Origin of the sequence: Thermus sp. (genome assembly GCF_040290245.1) — a bacterium.
GTDB lineage: Bacteria > Deinococcota > Deinococci > Deinococcales > Thermaceae > Thermus_A.
The window spans coordinates 1-23,895 of the sequence record NZ_PSMQ01000012.1; the positions used below are offsets into that span (position 1 = coordinate 1).

At 65.0% G+C, this 23,895-nt stretch carries 18 protein-coding genes, 3 tRNA genes, 1 other RNA gene and 1 pseudogene; 13 read left to right on the forward strand and 10 right to left on the reverse strand.

From position 1 onward, the window contains the following. The 7 genes from groEL to C4301_RS03010 all read right to left on the reverse strand — a co-directional run. A partial coding sequence (gene groEL / locus C4301_RS02980) for a chaperonin GroEL (protein WP_352413634.1) occupies positions 1 to 845 on the reverse strand: 845 nt, incomplete at its 3' end. Positions 846 to 856: 11 nt separating this feature from the next. Beyond that, positions 857 to 1,165, reverse strand: a complete 309-nt coding sequence (gene groES / locus C4301_RS02985; RefSeq protein ID WP_352413635.1) for a co-chaperone GroES — start codon at positions 1,163 to 1,165, stop codon at positions 857 to 859. A 96-nt stretch (positions 1,166 to 1,261) separates the two neighbouring features. After that, positions 1,262 to 2,332 carry a DUF58 domain-containing protein gene (locus tag C4301_RS02990; RefSeq protein WP_352413636.1) on the reverse strand — a complete coding sequence of 357 codons (1,071 nt, stop codon included), beginning with the start codon at positions 2,330 to 2,332 and terminating at the stop codon, positions 1,262 to 1,264. After that, positions 2,333 to 3,244, reverse strand: coding sequence for an AAA family ATPase (locus C4301_RS02995; RefSeq protein WP_352413637.1), 912 nt, complete (start codon positions 3,242 to 3,244; stop codon positions 2,333 to 2,335). It abuts the gene before it with no gap. After that, on the reverse strand, positions 3,214 to 4,494 hold the full coding sequence (locus C4301_RS03000; RefSeq protein ID WP_352413638.1) for a DUF4129 domain-containing protein: 1,281 nt from the start codon (positions 4,492 to 4,494) through the stop codon (positions 3,214 to 3,216). The genes C4301_RS02995 and C4301_RS03000 overlap by 31 nt, the downstream gene beginning before the upstream one ends. A gap of 265 nt (positions 4,495 to 4,759) precedes the next feature. Further along, on the reverse strand, positions 4,760 to 5,551 hold the full coding sequence (locus tag C4301_RS03005; protein ID WP_352413639.1) for a TrmH family RNA methyltransferase: 792 nt from the start codon (positions 5,549 to 5,551) through the stop codon (positions 4,760 to 4,762). Further along, complete coding sequence (locus tag C4301_RS03010; protein ID WP_352413640.1) at positions 5,532 to 7,775, reverse strand: GNAT family N-acetyltransferase; 2,244 nt, start codon at positions 7,773 to 7,775, stop codon at positions 5,532 to 5,534. Before C4301_RS03010 ends, C4301_RS03005 begins: the two co-directional genes overlap by 20 nt. Positions 7,776 to 7,792: 17 nt before the next feature. Here C4301_RS03010 and C4301_RS03015 point away from each other — a divergent pair, with 17 nt between their 5' ends. The 11 genes and pseudogenes from C4301_RS03015 to C4301_RS03065 all read left to right on the forward strand — a co-directional run. Next, the gene (locus C4301_RS03015) at positions 7,793 to 9,052 is read left to right on the forward strand and encodes a phosphoglucose isomerase-related protein (RefSeq protein WP_352413641.1); all 1,260 of its coding nucleotides are present in this window, start codon (positions 7,793 to 7,795) and stop codon (positions 9,050 to 9,052) included. 19 nt (positions 9,053 to 9,071) lie between these two features. Next, entirely contained in the window at positions 9,072 to 10,658 is a 1,587-nt protein-coding gene (gene pckA, locus C4301_RS03020) for a phosphoenolpyruvate carboxykinase (ATP) (RefSeq protein WP_352413642.1), read from the forward strand. A gap of 139 nt (positions 10,659 to 10,797) precedes the next feature. After that, the gene (locus tag C4301_RS03025) at positions 10,798 to 12,597 is read left to right on the forward strand and encodes a heme o synthase (RefSeq protein WP_352413643.1); all 1,800 of its coding nucleotides are present in this window, start codon (positions 10,798 to 10,800) and stop codon (positions 12,595 to 12,597) included. Between the two features lie 8 nt (positions 12,598 to 12,605). Continuing rightward, a complete protein-coding gene (gene coxB / locus C4301_RS03030) occupies positions 12,606 to 13,619 on the forward strand; it encodes a cytochrome c oxidase subunit II (protein ID WP_352413644.1) in 1,014 nt (337 codons plus the stop codon). 11 nt (positions 13,620 to 13,630) lie between these two features. Further along, positions 13,631 to 16,006 carry a cytochrome c oxidase subunit I gene (gene ctaD, locus C4301_RS03035; protein WP_352413645.1) on the forward strand — a complete coding sequence of 792 codons (2,376 nt, stop codon included), beginning with the start codon at positions 13,631 to 13,633 and terminating at the stop codon, positions 16,004 to 16,006. Between the two features lie 48 nt (positions 16,007 to 16,054). Beyond that, positions 16,055 to 16,786 (forward strand): hypothetical protein, encoded by a 732-nt coding sequence (locus tag C4301_RS03040; protein WP_352413646.1) that lies wholly within the window; start codon positions 16,055 to 16,057, stop codon positions 16,784 to 16,786. Between the two features lie 14 nt (positions 16,787 to 16,800). Then, positions 16,801 to 16,876: transfer RNA gene (locus tag C4301_RS03045), tRNA-Lys, on the forward strand. A 4-nt stretch (positions 16,877 to 16,880) separates the two neighbouring features. Beyond that, positions 16,881 to 16,955, forward strand: a tRNA-Glu gene (locus tag C4301_RS03050). Position 16,956: 1 nt separating this feature from the next. After that, positions 16,957 to 17,033: transfer RNA gene (locus C4301_RS03055), tRNA-Val, on the forward strand. A gap of 46 nt (positions 17,034 to 17,079) precedes the next feature. Further along, positions 17,080 to 18,183 (forward strand): M20 family metallopeptidase, encoded by a 1,104-nt coding sequence (locus C4301_RS03060; protein WP_352413647.1) that lies wholly within the window; start codon positions 17,080 to 17,082, stop codon positions 18,181 to 18,183. Positions 18,184 to 18,434: 251 nt separating this feature from the next. Continuing rightward, a pseudogene (locus tag C4301_RS03065) lies at positions 18,435 to 19,619 on the forward strand (CaiB/BaiF CoA transferase family protein); the annotation flags it as partial. A gap of 21 nt (positions 19,620 to 19,640) precedes the next feature. Here C4301_RS03065 and ffs read toward each other — a convergent pair. Beyond that, positions 19,641 to 19,741: signal recognition particle sRNA small type (ffs, locus tag C4301_RS03070), an RNA gene on the reverse strand. Between the two features lie 21 nt (positions 19,742 to 19,762). On the opposite strand from ffs, the gene C4301_RS03075 reads away from it, so the two are divergent. Together C4301_RS03075 and C4301_RS03080 are read left to right on the forward strand one after the other, a co-directional pair. Next, on the forward strand, positions 19,763 to 20,683 hold the full coding sequence (locus C4301_RS03075; RefSeq protein WP_352413648.1) for an ABC transporter ATP-binding protein: 921 nt from the start codon (positions 19,763 to 19,765) through the stop codon (positions 20,681 to 20,683). Continuing rightward, positions 20,676 to 21,446 (forward strand): DUF2705 family protein, encoded by a 771-nt coding sequence (locus C4301_RS03080; RefSeq protein ID WP_352413649.1) that lies wholly within the window; start codon positions 20,676 to 20,678, stop codon positions 21,444 to 21,446. Before C4301_RS03075 ends, C4301_RS03080 begins: the two co-directional genes overlap by 8 nt. A gap of 87 nt (positions 21,447 to 21,533) precedes the next feature. Here C4301_RS03080 and C4301_RS03085 read toward each other — a convergent pair whose 3' ends face one another. Together C4301_RS03085 and C4301_RS03090 are read right to left on the reverse strand one after the other, a co-directional pair. Further along, the gene (locus C4301_RS03085; protein ID WP_352413650.1) at positions 21,534 to 22,418 is read right to left on the reverse strand and encodes a hypothetical protein; all 885 of its coding nucleotides are present in this window, start codon (positions 22,416 to 22,418) and stop codon (positions 21,534 to 21,536) included. A gap of 6 nt (positions 22,419 to 22,424) precedes the next feature. Further along, a complete protein-coding gene (locus tag C4301_RS03090) occupies positions 22,425 to 23,879 on the reverse strand; it encodes a phosphodiester glycosidase family protein (protein WP_352413651.1) in 1,455 nt (484 codons plus the stop codon). Positions 23,880 to 23,895 lie beyond the last annotated feature (16 nt).

A 23,895-nucleotide genomic window follows, 5' to 3' on the forward strand; every position in this document is an offset into this window, starting at 1 on the left:
TGGTCACCGAAGCCGGGGGCCTTGACGGCCGCCACGTTCAGGGTACCCCGGAGCTTGTTCACCACCAACGTGGCCAAAGCCTCGCCTTCCACGTCCTCGGCGATCAGGAGGAGGGGCTTGCCGGTCTGGGCCACCTGCTCGAGGATGGGCAGAAGCTCCCGGACGTTGGAGACCTTCTTCTCCACGATGAGGATGAAGGCGTCCTCGAGGACGGCCTCCATGGCCTCGGGGTTGGTGACGAAGTAGGGGGAGATGTACCCCTTGTCAAACTGGTACCCCTCCACGAACTTGAGCTCCGTCTCGAGGCTCTTGGACTCCTCGACGGTGATGATCCCCTCCTTGCCCACCTTCTCCATGGCGTCGGCGATCAGCTTGCCGACGTCGGGGTCATTGGCGGAGATGGTGGCCACCTCCTCGATGGCCTTCCGGTCCTCCACCGGGATGGCCAAGGAGCGGATCTTCTCCACCGCGGCCTCCACCGCCTTCTCAATCCCCCGCTTAAGGGCGAGCGGGTTGGCCCCGGCGGCCACGTTCTTCAGCCCCTCCCGGACGATGGCCTGGGCCAAGACGGTGGCGGTGGTGGTCCCGTCCCCCGCCACGTCGTTGGTCTTGGAGGCCACCTCCTTCAGGAGCTGGGCCCCGATGTTCTCCAGGTGGTTCTCCAGCTCGATCTCCTTGGCCACCGTCACCCCGTCTTTGGTGATGGTGGGGGAGCCGAACTTCTTCTCCAAGACCACGTTCCGACCCCGGGGGCCAAGGGTGACCTTCACCGCATCGGACACCAGGTTCACACCGCGCTCGAGCGCCCTGCGGGCCGCTTCGTCAAACACCAGAACCTTCGCCATACCTCACCTCCTTACTGCTGGACCACGGCAAGTAGGTCCCGCTCGGACAGGATCACGTACTCCTCGCCGTCGATCTCGATCTCCGTCCCGCCGTACTTGGCGAAGACCACGATATCCCCCTCCTTGACCTCGAGGGGCAGCTTCTGACCGTTGTCCAGAATCCGGCCGGAGCCCACCGCGATGACCTTCCCCTTCTGGGGCTTCTCCTTCGCGGTGTCGGGCAGGACGATCCCGCCCTTGGTCTTGGGCTCCTCCTCGATCCGCTTCACCACCACCCGATCGCCTAAGGGCTTCAGCACCGTCTTCACCTCCGTCGCCATACTCACTCCCCCCTTTGACGCTCAAGGGCTAAGAGTGTCAAACCGCCTTCATTATTAAACCCCCTGTCCCCTTTGTCAAGGGGGTTGAGGTGGAGGTTATAAAAGGGGGGTCTGGTGCCCCCGGACCACCCGGAGTTCCACCCGGTGAGCGGCCAGGTGGTCTTTAAGGGCTAGGACCCGTTCCAGGCCCGGCGTTTTTCCGAAGGCGGGCCGGCCCTTCTCCCCGGGAAAGAGGAAGTACCCTTCGGGCAGGAGGATCAAAACCCCCTTGCGTGCCCGGGCCATCCCCTCTAGGAGTGCCCTGAGGAGGACTGTCTCCGCGCACTGGCTCAGGAGGATGTAGGTGCTTCCTGGAGGGGGCAGGGGGGGTAGGGCAGGGATTGGGGTGGGCTCCAGACGCGCCAGAAGGGCCAAAGCCCGGCGGAGATGGGCCCTGCCCCGGCCGGGGGGCAGGACCTCCGAGGCGGAAAGCCCAAACCGCTCCCCCCGCTTTTCCGCCTGGAGGAGAAGCCAGGCGGCAAGGCTTGCCGCGTGGTCTAGGTAAGCGGGGTGAAGGCCTTGGGTGTCCAGGTGAACAAAAAGACTTCCCAGAAGGGTTCTTTCCACCTCTCGTACCACCGGGATGCCCAGGCGGAGGCTGGCCTTGGGGGCGAGCAGGCGCAAGGGGTCCCCAGGCCGGTAGGGCCTGAGCCCCCGGGTCTCCAGGGGATCGGGGAGGCCCGTGGGGCGGACCGTTCCCTCGAGGAAGAAGCTGGGCGTGTTCCGGTGGGGGGTCAGGGGCCTAAGGGGAGGGAAGACCAGGGCTCGGCCCGCCTCGAGGTCAAGGGTTCTCGCCCCTGTTCCAAAGAGGCTTTCCAAGCGGAGGGAGAGGCCCAAAGGGTGCTCCCCCCGGCGGCGGTAGCCATAGGGGAGGGGGAGGTTGAGCCGAAGCCTGCCCCAAGCCAGGCCCAAAGCCTCCTGGGGCTCGAGGCCCAAAGGGGCGGAAGGATGGGTTCTGAGGCGGTAAAGGACCGGGAGGGGGGCGAAAAGCTCTACCTCGAGCCGCCCTTCCCCCTTCCGGCCAGGGAACCCAGAGGGGAAACCCAGGGCGCGCGCCTGGACCCGGATAAGCCTCGAGGCTTGGGCGAGCAGCAAGAGCAAAAGGAGGGCGAGAAGCCCCAGGGCCACCTAAACCTCCACAGGTGCAGGCACCGCTTTCAGGGCCGCTTCCACAAGGGGTTCGGGGCTAAGCCCTGCGAGCTCCGCCTCCAGTTTGAGGAGGAGGCGGTGGGGCAAGGCCGCCCGAAAGGCCCGCTTCACGTCCTCGGGGATGACGAACGCCCGCCCTTCCAAAAGGGCCAAGGCCTGGGCCAGCCGCTCCACCTGAAGCAGGGCCCGCGGGGAGGGGCCGAGCCTCACCTCTTCCCGGCTTCTCAGCCAAGAGGCGAGCCCTAAAAGGTACTCCAAGACGGCCTCCCCCACCCTGACCCCTTTGACCTGCCCTTTGAGGGCCTCGAGCTCTTTGGCCTCCGTAACGGGCTCCAGGCCCGCCAGAGGGTCCTTGCCCCTTAGGGTTTTGAGGAGGGTCCTCTCATCCGGGTACCCAAGGGAAAGCCGGGCGGTGAACCGATCCAGCTGGGCCACGGGCAAAGGGTAGGTGCCCTCCTCCTCCACGGGGTTCTGGGTGGCCAGCACAAAGAAGGGCTGGGGTAGGGGGTGGGTCTCCCCTTCCAGCGTCACCTGCCCTTCCCCCATGGCCTCGAGGAGGGCGGACTGGGTGCGGGGGGTAGCCCGGTTGAGCTCGTCCACTAGGAGAATCTGGGCAAAGATGGGCCCCTTTTGCCATACCAGCCCCCCTTCCCGGAGCAGGTAGACCCCGGTAAGGTCTTGGGGGAGGAGGTCAGGGGTCATCTGGATTCGGCTAAAGGAAAGCCCAAGGGCCCGCGCCAAGGCCTTGGCGAAGGTGGTCTTGCCGGTTCCTGGAACATCCTCTAAGAGGAGGTGGCCCCCCGCGAGGAGGGTTCCCAGGGCGAGCTTTAGCGTCTCCTCCCGCAGGAGGACCCTGTCCTTCAGGGCGCCTTGGATGCGTTCGTAGAGCATATCTTAAGGATAACCTCCAAAAACGCTTCAGCAGCCTCAGCTTCTTCCCCGCGAGTCCTTTCCCCGTAGCGCACAGGGAGGTAGAGCCGGGTGAGGCCCTCGAGGGCGGGAGCGGCCTCGGGGAAAAGGCCTCGCACCCGCTCCAGGTATTCCAGAGGCCCCTCGGGGGCCAGGCGGGGAAGGCCTTTCTTCCTCAGGGTCTGGAGGGCTAGGGCATAGGCCCGGCGCACCCGGTCTTGGGGGAGGGGCAGGGGGCCTCCTGCGCCCCTCTTGGCGTTGGGGGGGTTTTCCTCGGGAGCCCCCTCCTTGGCCCTGGGCCAGATCCGCCAGATCCAAAGGGCCAGGACCAGAAGGAGGGCGAGGGTAAGGAGGGCGGAAAGCCCCGCCAAGGCCACGCCCACCTCCCCAAGCCCTCGGGGGCCCGGCACCGCCTCGCCCTTTCCTGCCCCTTCCAAGAGGGGGCTTGGGCCTGGGAGGAGAGGGGCTCCCCCAGCCCCTTCCCCTCTGCCTAGGGTGCCCAGGTAGAGGAGGAGGAGGCCGAAGGCGAAAAGGGATAGAACCACTGGGAGGAGGTGGAAGCCGCCCCAGGGGGTCTTTTTTCCCCGGCCAAGGAGGGGAAGAAGGACCAGAAGGAGAAGGAGGAGGCTTAGGGGAAGGGCGTACTCCAGGGCCCGGTCCAACCAGAGGACCCAGGGGGGGAACCCCTCTTTGAGGGCTTCGTAGACCACCTTTTCCGCCGGGGCTTCGAGGGCCTTCCTGGCCGCCTCGAGGGGGGCTCTGGTCCAGGTGGGTAGGGGAAGATGGAGGTGAGGAAGGGACAGGAAGGCGAGCCCCGAAAGGAGACCCCCCAGGAGTAGGGGGGTCAGAACCCCGGCTGGGGAAGGGAGGAAGGCCGCACCCCGGGCCCTTGCCTCTTCCTTCAGGCTCTCTATGCGCGCCAAGGCATGGATCCCTCCCAGGAGGAAAAGCCCCACCGGTCCTCCTTGGAGGGCCAAGGGGAGGAGGAGAAGGCTGCTCCAGGGGCGATTTTTTGTGGAGAGGAAAAGGCCCAAAAGGAGAAGGGCGGCTGTGCTCGAGGCCCAGCCTGCCCAGAGGGCGTCCTTAAGGTGCAGAAGCCCTGGAAAGAAGGCCAGCCATAAAAAACCCTGGGGATAGAGCCTTTGACCGACCAGTAGGACCCCCCACCCCAAGGCCAGAACCAAAGACTGGTTGGGTAGGCTCCAGATGAGCAGGCCGAGGAGGAGAACCAACAAGGTCTATAGGGGCATGTAGGGGCAGTCCTTGACGTCTAGGCCACACCCGCTGAGCCCGGGCCTCGAGTGGGCGGACCAGGAAAAAGCGCCCAGGGAAATGGGGGCAATCAGTCCAACAATCATGTCTTCACCTCACATATATGATTTTGAAGATCGAGCCCCGTCCAGTCAATCAAAATGGGGGTGGATCCGAAAGGGGGAGGGTTCTCCACCTTTCGGTGTCGAACGTAGCCTTTCGGCTGGCCCCTTGAGCTAGAGGGGGTCACCTTCCCCCACCCCGCCTTTGCCGAAGCGCCTCATAAAGGAGGAGGGCCGTGGCCACGCTCACGTTGAGGCTGTCCGCCCGCCCTTCCATCGGAATGCGCACCCTGGCCTGGGCCCGCTCCAGCCAGGCTTGAGGGAGGCCCTCGTCCTCCGCCCCCACCAGGAAGGCCACCCCCCGCCGGTACTCCTCCTCCCAGTAGGTCTTTTCCCCTTGGGGCGTGGCGGCCACCAAGAAGAGGCCCCTTTCTTCCAGAAGGCGGCCCATCTCCTCGGGAGGAAGCGGAAGGACCGCGAGGTGGAAGAGGGTCCCGGTGGAGTTGCGGATGACCTGGGGGCTGTAGAGGTCTACCCCCTCCGAGACCAGGACCAGATCCACCCCCGCGGCGTCCGCGCTCCGCAGGATGGCCCCCAGGTTGCCGGGCTTTTCCACCCCCACCACGGCCAAGACCAGGGGGTCCAGAGGGAGCTGGAAGCCTCGGGGGTCCTTCTGGGGGATGGGGAAGACGGCCAGGACCTGGGCGGGGTTTTCCCGGCTCGAGACCCGTTCCAAGGCCGCCTGGGAGACCTCCAAAACCTCCTTCGCCTCCTTGGCCAGGGCCTCTGCCTCCTCGTGAACCGCCTTGGCCCTAGGGCCCAGGAGGAGGATCTCGGGCCGGAGGCCGGCCTCCAGGGCCCGCCGCACCTCCCTCAGGCCCTCCACCAGGAAGAGGCCTGTCCGAAGGCGCTCCCTTTTTTCTTTTAAGGCGGCCAGCGCCTTGATCCTGGGGTTTTTAGGGCTTTCGATCCGCAAGCCTCACCTCGTGCGCGGCGATCCCGGGCCCCTTGAGCCTAAGGGTGAGGCGCTCCACCTGGGGGAACTCTTCCAAAAGCCTCGAGACCCTAAGGAGGATCTCCTGGTAAGGCCCGGGGTCCTCAAAGCCCTCCAGGGGGGCAAGGAGCTCTTTTGCGTCCTTTTGCGTAAGGGGGGAGAGGCGGAGGCCTAGGCTGGTCTCCCCCAAGGGGGTGGGCAGGTGGAGGCCCAGGGTGGGGCCGAAGAGGGGGTGGGGCTCGACCTTCAGAATGAGCTCCAACCCTCCCCGGGCCCCTAGGGGGAGGCCGAAGGCCTCCAGAAGCTGGGCTTCCTCCTCAGGGCTTAGATGGGCCTTCCCTTCCAGAAGCCGCCTGGCCCCCTCCACCTTGAGGTCTGGGAAGTCGGGGAAGACCAGAGGCTCCTCCCGCCACACCCGGTAGGCCCAGGTCCGGGCCAAGGCGATGGCTGCGGACTCGGGGAAGCGGTAGAGGGGAACCTTTCCCAAAAAGCGTGCCCGTACGCTCGCCTCTCCCATCACCGAGGCCAGGAGGACCTTGTCCGTCTGCGCCTCGTAAAGGGGCGCCAGGATGGCCTCTTCCTCGGCGAAGCCCATGGGGACATAGAGGAGGAAGACGCTTCCCGCCTCTGAGGCCAGGGCCTCGAGGAGAGCCTTTTGGAAGTCTTCCGCCTGGGCCGTGGAGCCGAGGTCCACCTGCTCCACCTCCATACCCCCCTCCTTCAGGGCTTCCAGAGCCAGGTTGCTGGGTCCGGAGGCGTTGGCGATCAGCCGGACCCGGGGGTTTTGCGGCAGGGGGCCTTGGAGCAAAAGGGCCACGTCAAAGGTCTCCTCCAGGTCGTTCACCCGGATGACCCCCGCCTGGGCGAATAGCGCCCGCACCAAGGGGTCCCGGGAGGGGTGGACGGCGAGGATGGGCTTCTTTTTCCCGATCCTGCGGGCCAGTCGGGAGAAGCGCCTGGGGTTTCCAAAGGTCTCGAGGTAGAGGACGATGACCCGGGTTCTTTCGTCCTCCTCCCAGAACTGGAGGAGGTCGTTGGAGGAGACGTCCGCCTTGGCCCCCAAGGAGGCAAATGAGGAGATCCCCAGGCCCATCCCCTCCGCATAGGCGATGACCGCCCGGGCCAGGGTGCCGGACTGGCTGGAAAGGGCCAGCCCGCCCTCCTTGGGCAGGGGGACCAGCCCCGCTGCGAGCCGGACTGACCGGTGGGTGTGGGCCAGGCCCAAGGAGCCCGGCCCCAGGATCCGCATCCCGTACCGGCGGGCCAGGTCGGCGATCCCCTTTGCTTCCTTCTCGTTGAACCCGGTGGTGAGGATGACGGCGGCCCGCACCCCCCGCCGCCCCAGGGCCTCTAGGGCCCCGGCCACCTTTTCCTTAGGCACGGTGACCACCGCGAGGTCGACCGGCCCCGGGATCTGGTTCACCGACTCGTAGGCCAAAAGGGGGCCCACGAAGGGGACCCCGTCTTTGCGCTCGGCCTCGGGGTTCACCGGGTAGACCGGACCTTGGAACCGGCCCATGACCAGGTTTTCCAAAACCCGGTACCCCACGCTCTGTGGGTCCCGGCTCGCGCCCACCACCGCCACCCCGCGGGGGAAGAAGAAGGGGTGAAGGGAGGCGATGGTGGCCACCTTCTCCCGCCACTCAAACCGCTCCACCGCCTTCTCGCTGGGGATGATTTCAAACTCCACCTCCACCTCCCCCCCCTCCCGGTAGGCCCGCACTTCAAACCCACTTTCCTGGAAGACGGAGAGCATCTTCTGGTTCTCCGCCAGGGTATAGGCCAGGAAGCGACGGATGCCCCGCTTGGCCGCAAGGAGGGCCAGCCTTTCCAAAAGCAGGGTCCCGAGCCCTTTCCCCTGGTAGGCGTCGTCCACTAGAAAGGCCACCTCCGCTGTGTCCTTCCCCTTTGCCCGCACATACTCCCCCGTGGCCACGATCCGGGGCGGGTCCCCTGCCAGGACGACGAGGGTGACCTTTTCCTCATCGGGCTTTTGGGAAAGGAGGAGGTCGGCGGCCGTCTCGGGGCTGGTAGGGGAAAAGAACCGCATCCTCAGCGTGTCCTCGGAAAGGCGGGAAAGGAACTCTAGAAAAAGGGGCTTGTCCTCAGGCCGGGCCCGGCGCAACAGGGCGGGCCGACCGGTTTTCAGGAGGACGGGGCCCTCCTCGAGGCCGTGCTGAGGCATGGGTGGAGGCACATAGCCCATGCCCTTATTATGGGGCCATGTTGGGCTTAAAGGTGGACCGCCTAGGCCTGGATCTGGACCGGGCCCTTGGGGAGTGGGGGGAGGCGCTGGAGGCGGCCAGGGGGGGGCTTCTGGCCAGAAAGGGGCTTCCTGGAAGCCTTTTAGGCTGGATGGATCTGCCCGAGGACACCGAGACCCTACGCGCGGTGCGACGCTACCAAGAAAGCCTGGACTTTGTAGAGGATCTGGTCCACATCGGGATCGGGGGGTCCTCCCTGGGGGCGATGGCCCTGGAGGAGGCCTTGGGGGAGGGGCGGGTCAGGGTTCACTACGTGGACCATGTGGAGCCCACCCCACTCAGGCTTCTTTTGGACCGGTTAGACCCCCGGCGGACCCTGGTCCATGTGGTCTCCAAGTCGGGAACCACCCTCGAGACCCTCTCCGCCTTCGCGCTCTTTTTGGACTGGCTGAAGAAAAGCCTTCCGGACTGGAAGAGGCACGTGGTGGTGACCACCGACCCCACCCGAGGCCCCTTGCGCCGGTTCGCCGAGGAGGAAGGCCTGGCGAGTTTCCCCATCCCGGAGGAGGTGGGGGGGCGGTACAGCGCCCTTTCCCCGGTGGGGCTTTTGCCCTTGGCCTTTTCCGGGGCCGACCTCGAGGCCCTCCTCGCTGGGGCCCGGATGGCCAACAGGCTGGCCGGCCGCCCTTTCGGAGAGAACCTGCCCCTGAAAACCGCCCTCATCCAGCACCTGGCTTACCTGGAGGGCCGGACGATTACCGTCTTCATGCCCTACTCCGCCCGGATGCGCCACGTCCCCGCCTGGTTTGTTCAGCTTCACGACGAGTCCTTGGGCAAGGTGGACCGCAAGGGGCAAAGGGTGGGCACCACCGCCCTTCCCGCTTTAGGCCCCCAGGACCAGCACGCCCAGGTCCAGCTTTTCCGGGAAGGTCCCAAAGACAAACTGATCGTCTTGGTCCTGCCCCTCTGGGACGAACCCCTAGCCATCCCCCAGGGACCGGGGCTTCCCGGCTTCCTCGCGGGCCGGACTTTTTTGGATGTTCTCCAAGCGCAGGCCGAGTCCACGGAGGAAGCCCTGGCGGAGGCTGGCCAGAGGGCCTATACCCTGACCCTGGACCGGGTGGACGCCTACCACCTGGGCTGGCTTTTGCAGCACCTCATGTGGCAGACCGCCTTTCTGGGCGAGCTCTGGGGGGTGAACGCCTTTGACCAGCCGGGGGTGGAGCTGGGCAAGCGGCTCACCCTTGAGCGTTTGGAAAAAGGCGGACGTTTCCCATAGACTGGCCTTGGAGGAGGGTATGAGGAACCTCAAAAGCCTAGGGATTGAACCCAAAGCCCCGGTCTACTGGAACACCCCCTCGCCCGTCCTGGTGGAGAAGACGCTCCTTAAAGGGGAGGGTCTTCTGGCCCACAAGGGGCCCTTGGTGGTGGACACCACCCCCTACACGGGGAGAAGTCCCCGGGACAAGTATGTGGTGGAGGACCCAGAGGTCAGGGGGGAGATCTGGTGGGGGGAGGTCAACCAGCCCTTTCCTCCCGAGGCCTTTTCGGCCCTTCTGCAGAGGGTGGCCGAGCACCTTTCCGGGAAGGAGCTCTTCGTCCAAGAGGTCTACGCAGGGGCGGATAGGCGCTACCGCCTGCCGGTCAGGGTGGTCACGGAAAGCCCGTGGCATGCCCTTTTCGTCCGCAACATGTTCCTCTCCCCTGGGTTCAAAGACGAGGACGAGGTGGAGGCCTTTGTCCCCGGCTTTACCGTGGTCCATGCCCCCCATTTTTTGGCCGAGCCGGAGCGGGATGGGACAAGGAGCGAGGTCTTCATCGGGATTAGCTTTCGAAGGCGGACGGTTCTCATCGTGGGGACCAAGTATGCGGGAGAGATTAAGAAGAGCGTCTTCACGGTGATGAACTACCTCATGCCCAAGGAGGAGGTCTTCCCCATGCACTGCTCGGCCAACGTGGGCCAGATGGGGGATGTGGCCATCTTCTTCGGGCTTTCCGGGACAGGGAAGACCACCCTTTCCACCGATCCGAGCCGCCCCCTTATCGGCGATGACGAGCACGGCTGGAGCGAGGAGGGGGTGTTCAACTTCGAGGGGGGGTGTTACGCCAAGGTCATCCGGCTTTCTCCCGAGCACGAGCCCCTCATCTACAGGGCCAGCAACCAGTTTGAAGCCATTCTGGAGAATGTGGTGGTGAACCCGGAAAGCCGCCGGGTGGCGTGGGAAGACGATTCCAAGACGGAAAACACCCGCGCCTCGTACCCCTTGGCCCACCTCGAGAACGTCGTGGAATCGGGCACCGCCGGCCACCCTAGGCACATCTTCTTCCTTTCCGCGGACGCCTACGGGGTCCTTCCTCCCATCGCCAAGCTCAGCCCCGAGCAAGCCATGTACTACTTCCTCTCTGGCTACACCGCCCGGGTGGCGGGCACGGAGCGGGGGGTGAAAGAACCCAAAGCCACCTTCTCCGCTTGCTTTGGGGCGCCCTTCTTGCCCCTGCACCCGGGGGTTTACGCCCGGATGCTGGGGGAGAAGATCCAAAGGCATGCCCCCTCCGTCTGGTTGGTCAACACGGGCTGGACCGGCGGACCGTATGGGGTCGGGCACCGTTTCCCCCTTCCCCTGACCCGGGCGATCCTCCAGGCCGCCTTGTCCGGAGGGCTGGAAAAGGCGGCGTTCCGCGAGGACCCCGTCTTCGGTTTCCTGATCCCCGCCGCCGTGCCCGGCGTGGACAGCAAGCTCCTCTTTCCCCGGGAGGCCTGGGCTGATAAGGCCGCCTACGATGCGCAGGCCCGGCGGCTTGCCCGGATGTTTCAGGAGAACTTCCAGAAATTTTCGGAAGGCGTGGAGGAGGGGGTGCGCCAGGCTGGGCCCAGGGTGTCTTAAAGGTCCGGGCGCATTGGGGTGGGGAAGGACCCTTGTCAAATAGGGGGGTTGGGTATAGCCTTTAGGGTGGGTTGGTGGGGCGGAAGGGACAAATGTACCTCACCCCGCCCGGGAGGTCTCTGTCAAAATGAAAGGCGGTATGTCCCGGTTCGAGCGGCTGGCGATAGGGGTCCTGGCCTGGAACGCCTTGGTAGCCCTTTGGGGGGCGTATGTGCGGGCCACGGGCTCCGGGGCGGGGTGCGGGGCCCACTGGCCCACCTGCAATGGGGAGATCCTCCCCCGTGCCCCCCAGGTCGAGACCCTGATCGAGTTCACCCACAGGGCCACGAGCGGCCTGGCGCTCCTTTCGGTCCTGGTCCTGGTGGTTTCCGCCTTCCGCCTTTACCCCCAGGGCCACCCGGTCCGGCTGGGGGCCTTCTTGTCTGGCCTGTTTATGCTTTCCGAGACCCTCCTCGGGGCGAGCCTGGTCCTTTTCGGCTGGGTGGCCCACAACCCCACCCCCGTCCGGGCGGTGGTCCAGATGGTCCACCTGGCCAACACCTACCTCCTTTTGGCTAGCCTGCTTCTTACCGCCCACTTCGCCCACACGGGGATGCCCCTTCGCCTCAGGGGCCAGGGGGCGGTGGGCTGGGCCTTGGGACTTGGGGCCCTGGCGTTGCTTTTCCTGGGCATGAGCGGGGCGGTGACCGCTCTTGGGGACCTCATCTTCCCGGTTCGCAGTAGCCTCGAGGCCGTCGAGCGCGCCCTAACCCCGGGGGAGCATTTCCTGGTCCGGCTTCGGATCCTCCACCCCCTGATCGCAGTGAGCGTGGGGCTTTACGTGGTCCTGGTTGCCCAGCTTGTGGCCTTCCTCCGACCTGGCCCTGGGGTCAGGCGCTCTGCCCGGGTCCTCGCCTACCTCTACGGGGTCCAGCTCCTCGCCGGCCTCGTCAACGTGGCCTTGAAGGCCCCGGTCTGGATGCAGATCCTCCACCTCCTCCTTTCCTACCTGATCTGGCTCGCCTACCTCTTGCTCCTGGCCGCAGGCCTTTCCCAGAGGCAGGAGCAGGTGGAGTCGGGCGGGGTCCACCGCGGAGCGGGGGAGGCCACCTGGAGGGACTACCTGGCCCTGACCAAGCCCCGGGTGATCAGCCTCCTTCTTTTCACCACCTTGGCCGCCATGCTCATAGCGGCCAAGGGCTGGCCCGGGACGGGGCTCTTCCTGGCTGTAGCCCTTGGGGGGTATATGATGGCCGGGGCGGCCAACGCCATCAACATGGTCATCGACCGGGACATCGATGCTCGGATGAAACGGACCGCCCGCCGCCCCACCGTGACGCAGAGGATCTCCTCCCGAAATGCCCTTCTCTTCGCCCTCGCCCTCGCCCTGGGCGGGTTCGCCCTTCTGGCCGGGGCGGCCAACCTTCTGGCCGCCACCCTTGCCCTCATGGGCTTGATCTGGTATGTCCTCATCTACACCCTTTACCTAAAGCGCCGCACCTGGCAGAACATCGTCATCGGGGGAGCGGCGGGGGCCTTCCCACCCTTGGTGGGCTTTGCCGCAGTGACTGGGGAGCTGAACCTCTTCGCCTGGTACCTCTTCGCCCTCATCTTCTTCTGGACCCCGGTCCACTTCTGGGCCTTGGCCCTCATGATTGAGGACGACTACCGGGCGGTGGGGGTGCCCATGCTTCCCGTGGTCCTAGGCGAGCGGGTGACGGTGATCCAGATCGCCCTGTACGCCCTTCTGACCGCTTTGATCTCCCTGATGCCCCTCCTTTTGGGAGAGCTCGGCTTCCTTTACCTTCTGGCCAGCCTCTTCCTTAATGCCCTTCTTATCCTCAAGGCCTGGGCCCTTTTGAACCGGGGGGCCCGGCCCCAGGCGGTTTCGTTGTATAAATACTCCATGCTCTACCTGGCCCTGCTCTTTGTGGCCATGGCCCTGGACAGGGCCTTGTAGGAGGGAAGATGAGGAAAGGCATAAGTGTGCTACTGGGTTTGGGCTTGGCCTTGGCCGAGGCGGGCCACCGGGTCGGGGTGCTCAACCCCGCCACCTCGTTCAACCGCGAGGTGTCTTGGCTCTTGATCTGGGTCTTGGTCTTCGCGGTTCTCATCTTCGGTGTAGTGGCGGGGAGCCTGACGTACATCGCCTTGAGGTTCCGGGCTAAGGGAAACGAGGTGGGGGAGCCTCCTCAGATCCACGGGAACGACCGCCTCGAGGTCATCTGGACGGCCATTCCCATCGTCATCGTCCTGATCCTCTTTGGCCTGACCGCCAAGAGCCTGGTCCAGGTGAACAAGGCGGTGCCGGGCGCCTTTACGGTGGAGGTTACGGGGTACCAGTTCTGGTGGGACTTTACCTACCCTGGGCTGGGCCTTCGCACCTCCAACGAGCTCATCCTTCCTGTGGGGGTCCCGGTCCAGCTGGAGGTCACCTCCGGGGACGTCATCCACTCCTTCTGGGTGCCGGGTCTTTCGGGTAAGCAGGATGCGATCCCGGGGCAGAAGAACCGCATCCACTTCACCCCCGAAAAACCCGGCAACTACTACGGGGTCTGTGCCGAGCTGTGTGGGGCGAGCCACGCCCGGATGCTCTTTAGGGTCTTGGTCCTTCCCAAGGAGGAGTTTGACCGCTTTGTGGCCGAGGCCCAGGCCTACCAGCCTCCTGTGGCGAACCCCCGGGGTCGGGAGGTCTTCCAGCAAAACTGCGCGGCCTGCCACAACGCCACGGGTAAAAAGCCCCCCGCGGTCATCGGGCCGGAGTTGGCTTTTGTGGGGAACCGGCTGTCCCTCGGGGCGGGTATTATGGACCATACGCCTGAGCACCTTAAAGCCTGGATCAGAAACCCAGCCGGCTTCAAGCCTGGGGTGAAGATGCCCGGCTTTCCCCAGCTTTCCGAGGCGGACCTGAACGCTTTGGTGGGGTACCTGGAAGGGCTCAAGCTCTCCGGGTTCGACTTTAAGAGCCTGCCGCGCTTTTAGAGGAGGGTAAGATGGCGATCGCGACCAAGCCGAAAACGGGGGTCTGGGGGACGGTCATAGACCTCCTGACCACGGTAGATCACAAAAAGATCGGGCTTCTTTACACGGCCACGGCCTTTTTCGCCTTTGCCCTGGCAGGGGTGTTTTCCCTCCTGATCCGGGCCCAGCTTGCGGTGCCCAACAACCACCTCCTTACCGGCGACCAGTACAACCAGATCCTCACCCTGCACGGGGCCACCATGCTCTTCTTCTTCATCATCCAGGCAGGGCTGACGGGGTTCGGCAACTTCGTGGTGCCCTTGATGCTGGGGGCGAGGGACGTGGCCCTTCCCCGGGTGAACGCCTTCAGCTACTGGGCTTTCCTGGGCGCCATCGTTCTGGCCCTCATGAGCTACCTCTTCCCAGGGGGGGCCCCGGCGGTGGGCTGGACCTTCTACTACCCTCTGTCGGCCAAGTCCGAGACCGGCGTGGCCTTTTACTTGGCGGCCATCCTCCTGCTGGGCTTTTCCAGCCTCTTGGGCAACGCCAACTTCCTGGCCACCATCTACAACCTGCGGGCCAAGGGGATGACGCTCTGGAAGATGCCCATGTACGTCTGGAGCGTCTTTGCCGCCAGCATTCTCAACCTCTTTACCCTGGCGGGGCTGACCTCGGCTGCCCTTCTCGTCCTTCTAGACCGGAAGCTGGGCCTCAGCTGGTTTAACCCCGAGATTAAGGGCGACCCGGTGCTGTTCCAGCAGTTCTTCTGGTTCTACTCCCATCCCACGGTCTACGTGATGCTTCTGCCCTACCTGGGCATCCTGGCCGAGGTGGCCTCCACCTTTGCCCGCAAGCCCCTTTTCGGCTACAAGCAGATGGTCTGGGCGCAGATGGGCATCGTCCTTCTGGGGACGATGGTCTGGGCCCACCACATGTTCACCGTGGGGGAGTCTACCCTCTTCCAGATCGCCTTCGCCTTCTTCACCGCCCTGATCGCGGTTCCCACGGGGGTTAAGCTCTTTAACCTCATCGGAACCCTTTGGGCCGGCCACTTGCAGATGAAGACCCCCCTCTACTGGGTTCTGGGCTTCATCTTCAACTTCCTCCTGGGGGGGATTACCGGAGTCATGCTCTCCATGGTCCCCTTCGACTACCACGCCCAGGACTCCTACTTCGTGGTGGCCCACTTCCACAACGTCCTCATGGCGGGCAGCGCCTTTGGGGCCTTCGCCGGGCTTTACTACTGGTGGCCCAAGTTCACGGGTCGGATGTTTGATGACCGGCTTGGGAAGCTTCACTTCTGGCTCTTTTTGGTGGGCTATCTGGTGACCTTCCTCCCCCAGTACGCCCTGGGCTTTTTGGGGATGCCCAGGCGGTACTACACGTACAACGCGGACATCGCTGGCTGGCCTGAGCTGAACCTCATCTCCACCATCGGGGCCTTTATCCTGGGTTTGGGTGGATTGGTTTGGATCTACACCATGTGGAAGAGCCTCCGGTTTGGTGAGAAGGCCCCCGAGAACCCCTGGGGTGGGTACACCCTGGAGTGGCTCACCGCCTCGCCCCCTAAGGCCCACAACTTTGACGTGAAGCTGCCCGAGGAATTCCACTCTGAAAGGCCCCTTTACGACTGGCAGAAGAAGAAGGTGGCCCTCGAGGCCGAGGACCCCGCCCACATCCACCTGCCCAACAACTCCTTCTGGCCCTTTTACACCGCCGCCACGCTTTTTGGCTTCTTTGTGGCGGTGGCGGCTTTGCCCGTCCCCAACGTCTGGATGGGGGTGATGCTGGCCCTGTTCGCCTACGGGCTTATCCGCTGGGCCCTGGAGGACGAGTACGACCATCCGGTGGAGCACCACACCGTGACCGGGAAGTCCAACGCCTGGATGGGGATGGCCTGGTTTATTGTCTCCGAGGTGGGCCTCTTCGCCATTCTCATCGCGGGCTACCTGTATCTGAGGCTCTCTGGGGCGGCCACTCCTCCTGAGGAACGGCCTGCTTTGTGGCTTGCGCTTCTCAACACCTTCTTCCTGGTCTCGAGCTCCTTCACCGTCCACTACGCCCACCACGACCTCCGGCGGGGCCGGTTCAACCCCTTCCGGTTCGGCCTTCTGGTCACCATCGTCCTGGGCGTCCTCTTCTTCCTGGTGCAAAGCTACGAGTTCTACAAATTCCATCATGAATCCAGCTGGCAGGAGAACCTCTGGACCGCAGCCTTCTTCACCATCGTGGGCCTCCACGGGCTGCACGTGGTGATCGGGGGCTTTGGCCTCATCCTGGCCTACCTGCAGGCCCTTAGGGGCAAGATCAGCCGGCACCACCACGGGACCCTCGAGGCGGCCAGCATGTACTGGCACCTGGTGGACGCGGTCTGGCTCTTCATCGTCACCCTCTTCTACATCTGGTGAGGGGGGTCTACCTATCCCGCCCGGTCACGGGCGGGATAGGTTTTTCCTATGAGGCTCCTGGTGGTGGACTTCGACTTCTTCTTCCCCGTGGTGGAGGACCCGCAAGACCCCCGGTTTTTCCTCTACGACTGGGCGCATTTTGAGACCCCCTACCACCTCCTCGAGGCCTGGGAGAAGAGGGCCTTGGCCTTTCTCCTTAGGGGTATGGAGCCCCCTATGCCCCGGGGGTACGAGGGCTTCTGGGAAAGGGTAAAGGCGTCTTCTCAGGTGATCCTATACTATGCGGACTCCAACGCCTTGGCCTTCCACCCCGAGGTGCGCCAGGGGGTCACGGAGGTGATCCTTTTTGACGCCCACCACGATGCGGGCTATCGCCCGGTGGGTGAGGAGCCCGCCTGCGATGACTGGATGGTCTTCTACCACCGGACAGGGGCCAAGCTTTCCCTCCGCTATCCCCTCTGGCGGGCCCACGCCCTAGAGGGCGAGCCCGGGCCCCAGGTGCCCCTGGAGCGCCGGGTGGACGAGGGTGGGCCTATTCCCGGTGTGGGCCGGGTCTTTCTCGCCCGGAGCGGGGCCTGGGTTCCCCCCTGGGCGGATGGGGCCTTTTGGGCTTTCTTGTCCCTGGCCCCCTGGCCCAAGGTCAACCTGGACGGAGTGGCCCCAAGGCCCTTTGACCTCGAGGCTTTGAGGCGGCGGGCCCGGGAGGAGTCGTTTGGGCTCCTCTTCTTAGAGCGCCTTTCAGGCATGGGCCCTGGACAGGGGAGAAGGGGCGGGCTATAATCCTATAGGCTTTTGGGCCGTTAGCTCAGCTGGCAGAGCAACCGACTTTTAATCGGTAGGTCGCAGGTTCGAATCCTGCACGGCCCACCAGGCTGGCCCCATCGTCTAGCGGTCAGGACGCGGCCCTCTCAAGGCCGAAACGGGGGTTCGATTCCCCCTGGGGTCACCACGGGCGGCTAGCTCAGCTGGCCAGAGCACCTGCCTTACAAGCAGGGGGTCGGAGGTTCAAGTCCTCTGCCGCCCACCAGAGGCCCCGGGAGGTCCCCGGGGTTTTTTGACTCCATAATGAAGGGGTGGATCCTTTAGCCTGGACGGACGCCCGTCTTCCGGAGTTCATAAGAGACCTCGAGGCTTTGGTCTGCCTCGAGTCCCCTTCTCGCGACCTGGAGGGGCTTTCCCACTGCGCCTCCTTTTTGAAGGAGGCCTTTTCCCCCTTAGGACGGGTGGAGGAGCGCCTCCTTGCCACGGGCCCCCTCCTTCGCTTTAGCCGGCCAGGACGGGAGGGGCGGCTTCTCCTCCTCCTCCACTACGACACCGTTCATCCCAAAGGGGCGTTCTCCTTCCGGGTAGAGGGGGATGTGGCGGTGGGCCCTGGGGTGTACGACATGAAGGGGAGCTTCATCCAGCTCCTCTACGCCCTGCGCTTCTTGGAGGAACAGGGGGTTTCCCACCCCTCCCTTACCGCCCTCTTCACCCCGGACGAGGAGATCGGCTCCTTGGAAAGCCGACCCTTTATAGAGGAGGAGGCCCGGTCCGCGGACTGGGTTCTGGTTTTGGAGCCCCCTACTCCGGAGGGGGATCTGAAGGTGGCGCGAAAAGGGGTGGGGCTTTACCGGCTTAGGGCCCTCGGCCGGGCCGCCCACCAGGGGGTGGAGCCGGAAAAGGGGGTGAACGCCATCCTCGAGCTCGCCCACCAGGTCCTGAAGGTGATGACCCTGGAGGACCGGACGCGGGGGACCACCCTGGGCCCCAACCGGATCCAGGGGGGAACGGCCACCAACGTGGTGGCCGAGGAGGCGGTCTTGGAGATCGACCTGCGGGCGTGGACGCTGGAGGAGGCCCAAAGGGTGGAGGCGGGGCTTAAGGCCTTAAGGCCCGTTCTGGAGGGGGCAAGGCTGGAACTTTCTGGGGGTCTGAACCGTCCCCCCATGGAGCCCACCCCGGAAAGCCTGGCGCTTTTTGAAAAGGCCCGGGCCATTGGAAGACGGTTGGGCCTGGAGCTGAGGCCGGGCCGGGTGGGCGGGGGTTCGGACGGCAACTTCACCGCTGCCCTTGCCCCCACCCTGGACGGGCTAGGGCTTTTCGGCCGGGATGCCCACCAGAGGACGGAAGGCGTCTACCTGAACCAGATTCCCCACCGGGTGGCCCTTTTGGCCCTCCTCCTTTCCGAGCTGTGAAGCCGTTTCCGAGAGGAGATGCGGGTTCGGTCCGGGTGGACTTGGCCCTTTCGGGGAGGGGTATGCGTGAGGAAGGAAACCGTAGCCTCCCTCGAGCGGGCGGTCTTGGAGCTGAAAGGGTCGGTTTTTGGGTAGACTGGAGGGGGTATGGGCAAGGCAGGGTTTCTGGCCATGATCCCCAGGAAGGACCAGCCTAGGTTGGGCAGAAAGAGGGATGAAACCCTGGAAGAGGGGGTCAAGGAGATCCTCCGGTGAAGCCCCTCTCCAGCATACGCGTTTTGGACCTCTCCCGGGTCCTAGCGGGGCCCCTTTGCACCATGGTCCTGGCCGACCTGGGGGCAGAGGTCCTCAAGGTGGAGCCCCCCTGGGGGGATGAGACCCGGGCCTGGGGCCCTCCCTTTGTGGCGGGGGAGAGCGCCTACTTCCTCTCGGTGAACCGGGGGAAGAAGAGCCTGGCCCTGGACTTGAAGGCCAAGGAAGGCCAGGCCATCCTCCGGTCCTTGGCGCGGGGAGCGGATGTCCTGGTGGAAAACTACAAGGTAGGGGATCTGGCCCGCTTCGGCCTGGACTACGCCTCTTTGCGGGAGGAAAACCCGAAGTTGATCTACCTTTCCCTCACGGGGTTTGGCCAAACCGGGCCTCGAGCCAAAGAACCTGGCTACGACGCGGCCCTTCAGGGCTACGTCGGCATCATGTCCGTTACCGGGGAGCCGGACGGTCCCCCGATGAAGGTGGGGGTGGCCTGGGTGGACGTGATGACGGGGATGATGGGGGTGGCGGCGGTGCTGGCCGCCCTTTTGGAACGGGAAAGAAGCGGTCTTGGCCAGCACATCGACCTCTCCCTCTTTGACGTGGGGCTTTTCGCGATGGCCAACCTGGCCCAGAGCTACCTGCTTACCGGGGTGCCCCCCAAAAGGCTGGGCAACGCCCATGCCCAGATCGTTCCTTACGGTGCTTTTCCCGCCCAGGACGGGTATATCATCCTAGCGGTGGGCAATGACGAGCAGTTTAGAAGGCTCTGCCAGGCCCTGGACCTTCCCGCTTTGGCCGAGGACGGGCGCTTTGCCACCAACCGGGCCCGGGTGGAGAACCGGGAGGTTTTGCTAAACCTCCTTTCCGAGCGGCTTAAGGAGAGGCCCAGGGCGGTTTGGCTGGAAAGGCTAAAGGCGGTGGGGGTTCCCGCCGCTCCGGTGAACGATCTCAAAGAGGCCTTCCAGGATCCCCAGGCCGAGGCCAGGGGGGTTCTTTGGTGGCTTAGCCACCCCCTGGTGGGGGCCCTTCCCACCTTGGCCAACCCCTTGCGGTTCTTCTCCCGTACCCCTTTGGGCCCCACAACCCCCCCGCCCCTGCTTGGGGAGCACACCTTCGCGGTCCTCGAGGCACTTGGATTGAGTGGAGAGGAAATCATGGCCCTGGCCCAAAAGGGCGTGGTCAGAGGGCCGGGGTTGGGGCAAAAAACACCCCCGGCTACCCAGCGGCACCCACCCGAAAGCGCTTAGGGCTGCTTCCTTCCGGACCTGACCCGGTTCACGCCCCGGGCGCCGCGCTGGACCGGGGGCATCCAGTAGTATAGCACCAAATGGGCGGCTCTTTCCGACAGGAAGAGGCAACGGAGGCTCTGTGCATCCGCAACCTGAGCAAGCGCTATGGGAAAAGGCCGGTTCTGGAGGGCATCTCCCTTTCCATCCGCCTGGGGGAGGTCTACGCCCTCGCGGGCCCCAATGGTTCGGGTAAGACCACCCTGATCCGACTCGCCACAGGCCTGGCCTTTCCCAGCCAGGGCCAGGTGCTTCTCTTGGGGGAGGATGTGCACAAAACCCCTGCCGCCAAGAGGCATCTCGGGGCCGTGGTGGAGGCCCCGGCCGCGTTCTACCCCTACCTCACGGGGCGGCAAAACCTCGAGCGCCACGCCTACCTCCTGGGCCTTTCCCGGCCGGAGGACCGGATCCGTGAGGCGATGGCCCGGCTAAGGCTTTTGGCGGTGGCCGACCAGAAGGTGGGCGGGTATTCCTTGGGGCAGAGGCAGCGGCTGGGCCTGGCCGCAGCCCTCCTTTCCGACCCCAAGGTTCTGATCCTGGACGAGCCCACCTCCGGCCTAGACCCGGAAGGGGTGGAGCTGGTCCATACCCTTTTGGTCGAAGCCTCGAGGGAGGGCCGGGCGGTGTTTCTCTCCACCCACCACCTGCGGGAGGTCTCGGTCTACGCAAACCGGGTGGCCATCCTCGGGGCGGGGCGGCTTCTGGAAGAGGTGGTTCTGGAGCGGGTGAGGCGGTACGCCCTCGAGGTCTCTGAGCCCGAGCGGGCCCGGGCCTTCCTCCTCACCCAGCCGGGGGTTTTGAAGGCCAGCCTGATGCGGGGGCGGATCCTCCTGGAGCACGCCGAGGGAAAGCCGGAGGAGGCCCTTTCCGCACTCGTGCGGGAGGGGTTCAAGGTCAGGGCGTTTTATCCCTATACCTTTGACCTTCTGGACTACTATCAAGAGAAGGTGGGGCATGCTTAGGGTAACGCTTTGGGAATTCGGCAAGCTTTTCCTTCTGCGCTCTGTGCGGCTTGGGCTTTTGTTCGCCTTGATCCTCCCCTTGGTCTGGTCTTTGGCCCCGGGGCTTAAGGAGGTTTACGGCCTGGTCCTGGCCTCGGGGTGGCAGGTGGTGGCTTTGGGTCTTCTCGCGGGGATGGAGTTCCTCTTCCCCTTCTTGGTGATCATGGCGGCGGCGGAGCTTTTAGGATCCGAGGTGGCCCAGGGCACCCTGAAAACCCTTCTCCTTAGGCCTCTTTCCCGCACCCGGCTCTTTCTGGCCAAGCTTTGGGCCGCCCTTCTTTACCCCTTTGCCCTCCTTTTGGCGAGCTTTGTGGGGGGGCTCTTGGCCGGCCTGCCCCACGGGCTTTCGGGCTTTTATGGGGGTACGGGGGTGGGTGAGGGGGGGTTTGTGGGCACAGGGTATCTCACGGCAGGCGAGGCCCTAAAGGAGCTGGTGCGGGCCCACCTCCTTGCCGGGGTGGTGCTTTGGCCTTTGGCCGCGTTGGCCCTTCTTTTGGCCGTGGCCTTCCTTTCCACCACCGCCAGCGCCTTGGCCAGCGTGGCGGGCCTTCTTTTGATGCGGCTTTTGGTGGCCTTTCCAGCCCTTAAGCCCTTCCTCCTCACCACCTACCTGGACCTCTACCTCCGCCCAAGCGCCCTAGGCCTTGGCCTCCCTCTGCTCTTGATCTATACGGTGGGCTTTTCGATTCTGGCCGCGCTCTACTTTGAGCGAAAGGACCTTTAGGGCTTCCGGACCCGGGGTTCAGAAGGCCTCGGGTCGGGTGGGCTTCTTCTGGGGGTGCGATCGGGGCGATGGGGCGCCAGAAGCCGATCACGGGGCGAAGTACCGCCGGATGAGTTCCCGCACCTCGGGCGGAGGCTCGGCCTTTTCCAGATAGACCTCCGCGCTCCTCAGGACCCTCTGGGGCGGCCCTTTTGGCCAGGGGGTGGGAAGGGCCGGAGTGCCGGCCTCCCCTCCGGGCCCCAGGGGGAGGGGGGCCTGGGGGCCTTCTGGGGCCTGGAGGGGCGGCGGGAGGAGGGGAGGGGCGGCCCCCTGCCCGGGGCGTTGGCCCGCCTTCTCATCGGAGCGGGGGCCTGGGGCTTCTTGGACCCCTTGGGGGCTTGGCCCTGGGGAGCGTTTTGCCGCGCCCTGTTCACCGGCCTTCTTGGCTCGAGTTTCATCTTCCTCTGAGAAGCGCTTCTTTTCGGGGGTCGCTGCGCCAAGTGGCTCCTCGGTCCCCTGGTTCTGGACCTCTAAAGGGCCTGGCCTGCCCTCGAGCTTTTCGTCCGGTGGGGGTTCTGGGGGTGGCTTCCGGACTTCCTTCCCGGCGGGCGCTTCGAAGACCGTAGGGACCCAAGGGGGCGAAAAGGAGGGGGTGGGGTGGCTCCGAAGGGCAAAGGCCAAGAGGAGAAGCCCCAGGTAAAGGCCCAAAAGCCCCCAGGGAAAAGGGGGTAGACGGGCCTCTACCCGTCTCGCCGCCGCCCAAAGGGGGGGGTCTTGGTACTCGAGGGCCGTCTGGTAGGCCAGGCCGTGGCGGCGGGCGATCTCCCTTAGGGCCCTTTCCTCAAACAGCCGCGCGGGGAGGAGGAAAGCGAAGAGGGAGACGAAAGGCCCAAGGGGGTGCCAAACCCCAAGGAGGAGGACGACCAAGGCGAGAAGTAACCTTGCCCGCCAGGCGAGCCTTTTGGCGTAGGCCCGGTGAAAGCCGGGGTACACCTTTTATTATGGCCCGAAGAGGGCCAAGGCGCTTACGATGGGCCGGATGGGGGTGGGGCCGTAGCGGAGGGTGCCCTTTGCCCAGAGCTGGACGGAGCCGCCCCCATCCATTCGCAAAGCCTGCCATACCTCTAGGCCCTCCAAAGCCCGGGCCAAAGCGGGGGGGGTGGTGGGATCGGTAGCGAAGAGCCATAGCCTTCCGTCCTTAAAAAGGGCCACCCCGGCCTGGGGGGCCTGGGCCTGAAGGGGGCGCGGATCGTTGAAGTTCTCCTCCCTTGGGGTGAAGGCGTACCGGCCCTCCTTCACCAGAAGGGGGCCTCCTTCCAGGGCAAAGCGGAAGGGAGGCTCGAGGCGGCCATAAAGGGAAAGGGCCTGGCCGGGGTCCAGGGGGAAGGGGGGGCTTCCTTTCGGGTAGGCCAAGGCCCAGTCCCCCTCGAGGAGGAGGCAGGGGGCCACGCAGAAGGCCTGCACCCGATCCCCTTTAACCAAGGCCACCTCCTCCCCCGGCCGGCCCACGCTGCCTGGGATGGTGTAGGCGGTGTATCTTGCCGGGAGGAGGTTAAGCCCCACCTGGACCATCTTCTCCCCGCTTCGCACCACCGCCTCGTACCGGGGGAAGCCCAGGGTGAAGTCCCAGTCGTTCCAAAGAAGGGCGGTGCGGCCATAGGGGTAGGAGACGGTGACCCCATCCTGGACCCAAAGCCCGATGGGGGTTCCGGTCTTGGGGTCAAAATACCCCCCGTTGAGCACCGCCAAGGCCCCCGGGGCCAGGTCTTTGCCTAGGGCCCGCCTCCCAGGGGTCCCCACGGGGCGGAGGGCCCCCCTTTTGGCCTCCACCAGATAAACCCGGATGGGCTCCGGGGCAAAGCCCCAGACCTCCCGGTAGCGCACCCCTTCGGCCAGCGGTTCGTTTTGCTCGGGGGTCAGGTAGTAGAGGTCCAAGACCAGACGGTCTGGGTTCGCCAGGGGGAAGAGGCGGTAGCGGTAGAGGCGGCCCGGGGGGGCCTCGAGGGCGAGCTCTGTTCTTTCGGGTAGAAGCCGGGCTTTGAACGGAATGGGCAGGGTGGCCGTCAGGAGGTCGGGGAGGAAGAAGGGCAGGCTCAAGACGAGCCGGCCGGGGTACCCTCCCTCCTCAGGGGTTTTAGGGTAGGGGGCGGGAAGGTCAAAGACCAGGCGCATATACCCCGTCTCTGCCCGCAGGCGGAGGCGGGCCTCCGGGGCCTTGAAATAGCCCAGGGCTTTTAAGAGCTCCAAGGAGAGGCCTCCTTTAGGAGGGGGAAGATCGCTCCTTTGAGGTTCGGCCCAGCCGACCCCCGGAACATAGACCAGACGGAAGCCCTCTCCCTCGTACACCCAGGCCCCCCCCTCTTCCTTGAAGGAAAGGCCGAAGACCTCCGGGGGGTAAAACTGGGCCAGGGAGAAGCCTGCCAGGCTGGCCAAAAGAAGAAGGAACCGGCGCATGGCTTTATTCAACCGG

Bases quoted from the DNA above. Each gene is read 5' to 3' on its own strand.
- groES (WP_352413635.1), bottom strand. From the start codon at position 1,165: ATGGCGACGGAGGTGAAGACGGTGCTGAAGCCCTTAGGCGATCGGGTG.
- C4301_RS02995 (WP_352413637.1), bottom strand. From the start codon at position 3,244: ATGCTCTACGAACGCATCCAAGGCGCCCTGAAGGACAGGGTCCTCCTG.
- C4301_RS03010 (WP_352413640.1), bottom strand. From the start codon at position 7,775: ATGGGCTATGTGCCTCCACCCATGCCTCAGCACGGCCTCGAGGAGGGC.
- C4301_RS03015 (WP_352413641.1), top strand. From the start codon at position 7,793: ATGTTGGGCTTAAAGGTGGACCGCCTAGGCCTGGATCTGGACCGGGCC.
- pckA (WP_352413642.1), top strand. From the start codon at position 9,072: ATGAGGAACCTCAAAAGCCTAGGGATTGAACCCAAAGCCCCGGTCTAC.
- C4301_RS03025 (WP_352413643.1), top strand. From the start codon at position 10,798: ATGTCCCGGTTCGAGCGGCTGGCGATAGGGGTCCTGGCCTGGAACGCC.
- coxB (WP_352413644.1), top strand. From the start codon at position 12,606: ATGAGGAAAGGCATAAGTGTGCTACTGGGTTTGGGCTTGGCCTTGGCC.
- ctaD (WP_352413645.1), top strand. From the start codon at position 13,631: ATGGCGATCGCGACCAAGCCGAAAACGGGGGTCTGGGGGACGGTCATA.
- C4301_RS03040 (WP_352413646.1), top strand. From the start codon at position 16,055: ATGAGGCTCCTGGTGGTGGACTTCGACTTCTTCTTCCCCGTGGTGGAG.
- C4301_RS03075 (WP_352413648.1), top strand. From the start codon at position 19,763: ATGGGCGGCTCTTTCCGACAGGAAGAGGCAACGGAGGCTCTGTGCATC.
- C4301_RS03080 (WP_352413649.1), top strand. From the start codon at position 20,676: ATGCTTAGGGTAACGCTTTGGGAATTCGGCAAGCTTTTCCTTCTGCGC.
- C4301_RS03090 (WP_352413651.1), bottom strand. From the start codon at position 23,879: ATGCGCCGGTTCCTTCTTCTTTTGGCCAGCCTGGCAGGCTTCTCCCTG.